Source organism: Mycobacterium sp. TH-M15, from assembly GCF_057473705.1.
On sequence record NZ_JBYCLB010000195.1, the window covers coordinates 1 to 3367 of the forward strand.

The 3367-nt window shown below is 71.2% G+C and carries 5 protein-coding genes and 1 pseudogene; 3 read left to right on the forward strand and 3 right to left on the reverse strand.

Translation table 11 applies throughout. From position 1 onward, the window contains the following. Positions 1 to 183, reverse strand: a pseudogene (locus AC2VNT_RS04605) (phosphatidylserine decarboxylase family protein); the annotation flags it as partial. A gap of 26 nt (positions 184 to 209) precedes the next feature. After that, positions 210 to 1439, reverse strand: coding sequence for a molybdopterin molybdotransferase MoeA (gene moeA, locus AC2VNT_RS04610; protein WP_486945728.1), 1230 nt, complete (start codon positions 1437 to 1439; stop codon positions 210 to 212). 153 nt (positions 1440 to 1592) lie between these two features. Here moeA and AC2VNT_RS04615 point away from each other — a divergent pair, with 153 nt between their 5' ends. Continuing rightward, complete coding sequence (locus AC2VNT_RS04615) at positions 1593 to 1898, forward strand: WXG100 family type VII secretion target (RefSeq protein ID WP_486945729.1); 306 nt, start codon at positions 1593 to 1595, stop codon at positions 1896 to 1898. Beyond that, a complete protein-coding gene (locus tag AC2VNT_RS04620; RefSeq protein WP_486945730.1) occupies positions 1898 to 2188 on the forward strand; it encodes a WXG100 family type VII secretion target in 291 nt (96 codons plus the stop codon). The genes AC2VNT_RS04615 and AC2VNT_RS04620 overlap by 1 nt, the downstream gene beginning before the upstream one ends. Before the next feature lie 402 nt (positions 2189 to 2590). Here the strand turns inward: AC2VNT_RS04620 and AC2VNT_RS04625 are convergent, their stop codons facing one another. Next, positions 2591 to 3031, reverse strand: coding sequence for a hypothetical protein (locus AC2VNT_RS04625; RefSeq protein WP_486945731.1), 441 nt, complete (start codon positions 3029 to 3031; stop codon positions 2591 to 2593). A 60-nt stretch (positions 3032 to 3091) separates the two neighbouring features. Between AC2VNT_RS04625 and AC2VNT_RS04630 the strand changes: the two genes are divergently transcribed. Then, positions 3092 to 3367 (forward strand): hypothetical protein (locus tag AC2VNT_RS04630; protein ID WP_486945732.1); only part of this gene is annotated, 276 nt, incomplete at its 3' end.

A 3367-nucleotide genomic window follows, 5' to 3' on the forward strand; every position in this document is an offset into this window, starting at 1 on the left:
GGTGGAAGCCGCGGTCAGCAGACCGGCCGTCCGCAGCCAGCGGTGCCGATGGCCGGCCAGCGCCAGCGCCAGTCCGGCGCCGACGAAGGGAAACCCGGCGCGGTGCACCGGCGGAACCGTCGACCGGACCAGCTCCGCCAGCCGCCGCGGACCCTGGTCTGCGGAGCGAGGACGTCTGGCCACCCGGCCATCTTACGGAGCGGTCGCGGTCAATCGGTCAGGTCCCAGACCTGCAGCCGGGTCCCGGCCGGCAGATCGGTCACGCCCTCGGGGATGTCCAGCAGGCAGTTCGCCGACGCCAGGTACCGCAGGTGGTGCGAGGCCGGCGGCCCGTAGCCGGTGACGATGCCGGAGACCGGGTCCAGCAGACCGCGCCGGAACTGGCGCTTGCCCGACGGCGATTTCAGGGTCTCGCCCAGCTTCGCGTCGCGTCGCGGTCGCTCCGCCGCCGCCAGGCCCATCGTCCGGCGCCGCACTGGGCGCAGGCACACCTCGAAGGAGTCCCGCGCGCTGACCTGGTTGCCCGGGACGGTGCTGATCGTGGCGCCGTTCTCGGTGTCGCCGATCCGGCCGATGCCCTGCGGCATGCCGGGCTGCATCGCCACCTTGACGAACTCCACCCCTTGTTCGCCGGCGCGGCCGAAGACGTCCTTGACCACCTCGTAGGCCCCGGCGCTGACCCCGCCGCTGGTGACGATCAGGTCGACCTGCCCGCTGCGGACGCCGTACCGGTCCAGCACGGCGGTGAACTCGGCGGTGTCGTCGCTGACGGTGGCGGTGGCGACCACCGCGGCGCCGGCGTCGCGGACCGCGGCCGACAGCATCACCCCGTTGGACTCGTAGATCTGCCCGGGCGCCAACGGGGTGCCGGGTGCGATCAGCTCGGTGCCGGTGGAGATCACCAGCACCCGCGGCCGGGGCCGCACCGGCAGCTCGGCCAGCCCCAGCGCCGCCGCCAGGCCGACCACCGACGGCCCGGCGACCTGACCGGCCCGCAGCACCGTGTCGCCGGCGTTGACGTCACCGCCGACGTGCCGGACGTGCCGGCCTTTTGCCGCGGCGGCGAAGATCGTCACGGTCTCGGTGCCGCCGTCGGTGGCCTCGACCGGTACCACCGCGGTGGCGCCGATCGGCATCGGCGCGCCGGTCATGATCCGGTGCGCGGTGCCCGGCGCCAGCGTCGGGATGTCGGAGCGACCGGCCGGGATATCCTCGTCCACCGGCAGTTTCACCGGATTATCCGGGGCCGCCGCTGCGACGTCCTCGGCGTGTACCGCGTAGCCGTCCATCGCCGAGTTGTCGAAGACCGGCAACGAGATCGGCGCCGTGACGTCGTCGGCGAGCACTAGGCCTTCGGCGTCGACCAACGGAACCGAGGCGGTCGGGCGGGGGTGGATCAGCGCCGCGACGGCGCGCTGGTGTTCTTCGACGGAACGCACCGCACCATTATCGCGGTGGGTCGCCGCCGTCGGGTCTGCGGCGATCGCAAGCGCGGCGAAGCCGGGCGCGGTGGGTCGCCGCCGTTGGGCACGGCGGCTGTTCGCGGCCGGGAACTTGTTGTGGCGGTCACGTCCGGTCGCTAGGTTTTCTGCATGTCCGATCAGTCGTCGTTGCGGGTCGCTCCGGCGGTGATGGATGGCATCGCTCAGTCGTTGGGCGGCGGCGCGGAGGCGCTGATGGCCCGGTTGGTCCAGCTCGACGGCGAGGTCGGCGAGATGCTGGGCGGCTGGCAGGGCGATTCCGGCAGCGCGTACTCCGCGGCATGGCAGCTGTGGCACCGCGGTGCCAAGGACGTGCAGCTGGGCTTGGCGGAGCTGGCCCGGCTGGTCGCGGCGGCGGGCGCGGCGCAGCAGCGCACCGAATCTGGTTCGGCGCGGGCGATGCGGGAGGTTCGGTGATGGCGGAGCGGTTCCGGGTGGATCCCGAGGCGCTGGCCGACGCGGTCGCCGAGATGGCTGAGTTCCAGCGGTGCGCCGAGGCGGCGCGCAGCGAGATCGAGTCGATGGTGGCCAATCTGCATCTGACCTGGTCCGGTGAGGCCGCCGCGGCGCATGCGCACGCGCATCAGCAGTGGTGTGCCGGTGAGGCGATGATGCGCGAGGCGCTGGGCCAGTTGCACGCGGCCGGCACCGCCGCGGATGCCAACTATCGGGGTGCGATGACGGCGAATCTGAACATGTGGTCGTGAGGTAGTGACGCGGGACGTGGACCCGGCGGCGTTGAACGCCGCGGGTGAAGCGTCGAATGGGGGGTGAGTTGCGGCGTTGGTCGGCTCGGTTTAGGTTCCCGGTCATGGCCGGCGGGGTGGCGGTGCAGGTCAACCCGGTGCGGGCGCTGTTGTGACCCGGTTGGCGGTCGATCCGGCGGCGCTGGCCGGCGCGGGTGGTTTGACGGCCGGGGTCGGTGACGGTCTGGCGGGCGCGGTTGCGGCGTTGACCGCCGGGTTCGACGCCAACACCGGCCAGGACCGTGCGGGGCTGGTTTTCGCAGAGTCCTACGAGGACACAGCCGGACTGCTGCTGTTGGCGGCGGCGGCCGGCGTCAACGCGTGCCGGCGGGCCGGGTACCTGATCGGTGTGTCGGCGGCGAACTACTCGCGGGCCGAGGCGGCTTCGAAGCTGGGTGGTGGGGCTGCGGTGCTGCCAGCGCCGCCCGAGCCAGGCCGGTATTTTCTTCCGACGATGCCCTCGACCACGGGACCGGGGGTGCCGCATCCGGTGTTGTGGGTGGTGGTTGAGGCATTCGTTGGCGGTGTGTGGCCCAATGGGAATCCGGCCGCGCTGCACGCCGCGGCGCAGTGCTGGCGCACCTTCGCGGCCGCGTGTGCGGGGGTGGGTGATGGGCTGGGTGGTCCGAAGGCGACGGTGGCCGCGCAGGAGATGCCGGAAGGCCCCTGGTCGAGGGCTACCTGTCGACGATCGGCACCGATATCGGTGCCATCGGCGCCGGATGCACGAAACTGGCCGACACGCTCGATGGGTTCGCCAACCAGGTGCAGCAGGCCCAGGATGCCATCCGAGATCTGCTGCATTGCTTGGGCACGCCGAAAGGCTGGCTGGGTGAGGTAAAGGCCGCACTGCAGGGTCACGCGTTGGACGAGGTCAAGCGGATCGCCAAGGACATTGACGCGGTGTTGCACAACTTGAAGCGACAGGTGGAGGCGGGAAAAGAGATCGTCAACGGCATCGTGCGGGACCTTGACGGGCAGGTGTTGCGGCTGGAGGCATTCATCCGCCGGGAAGCCACCCATTTTCTGGGGGATCCGGTGGGCAACGCGTTGGCAAACATCCTCGATCTCGATGTCGACGTGGCGGAGGGGTTGTTTGTCCGGGGCCCGGTGAGCCTAGTGATGGGCCTTCAACAATTG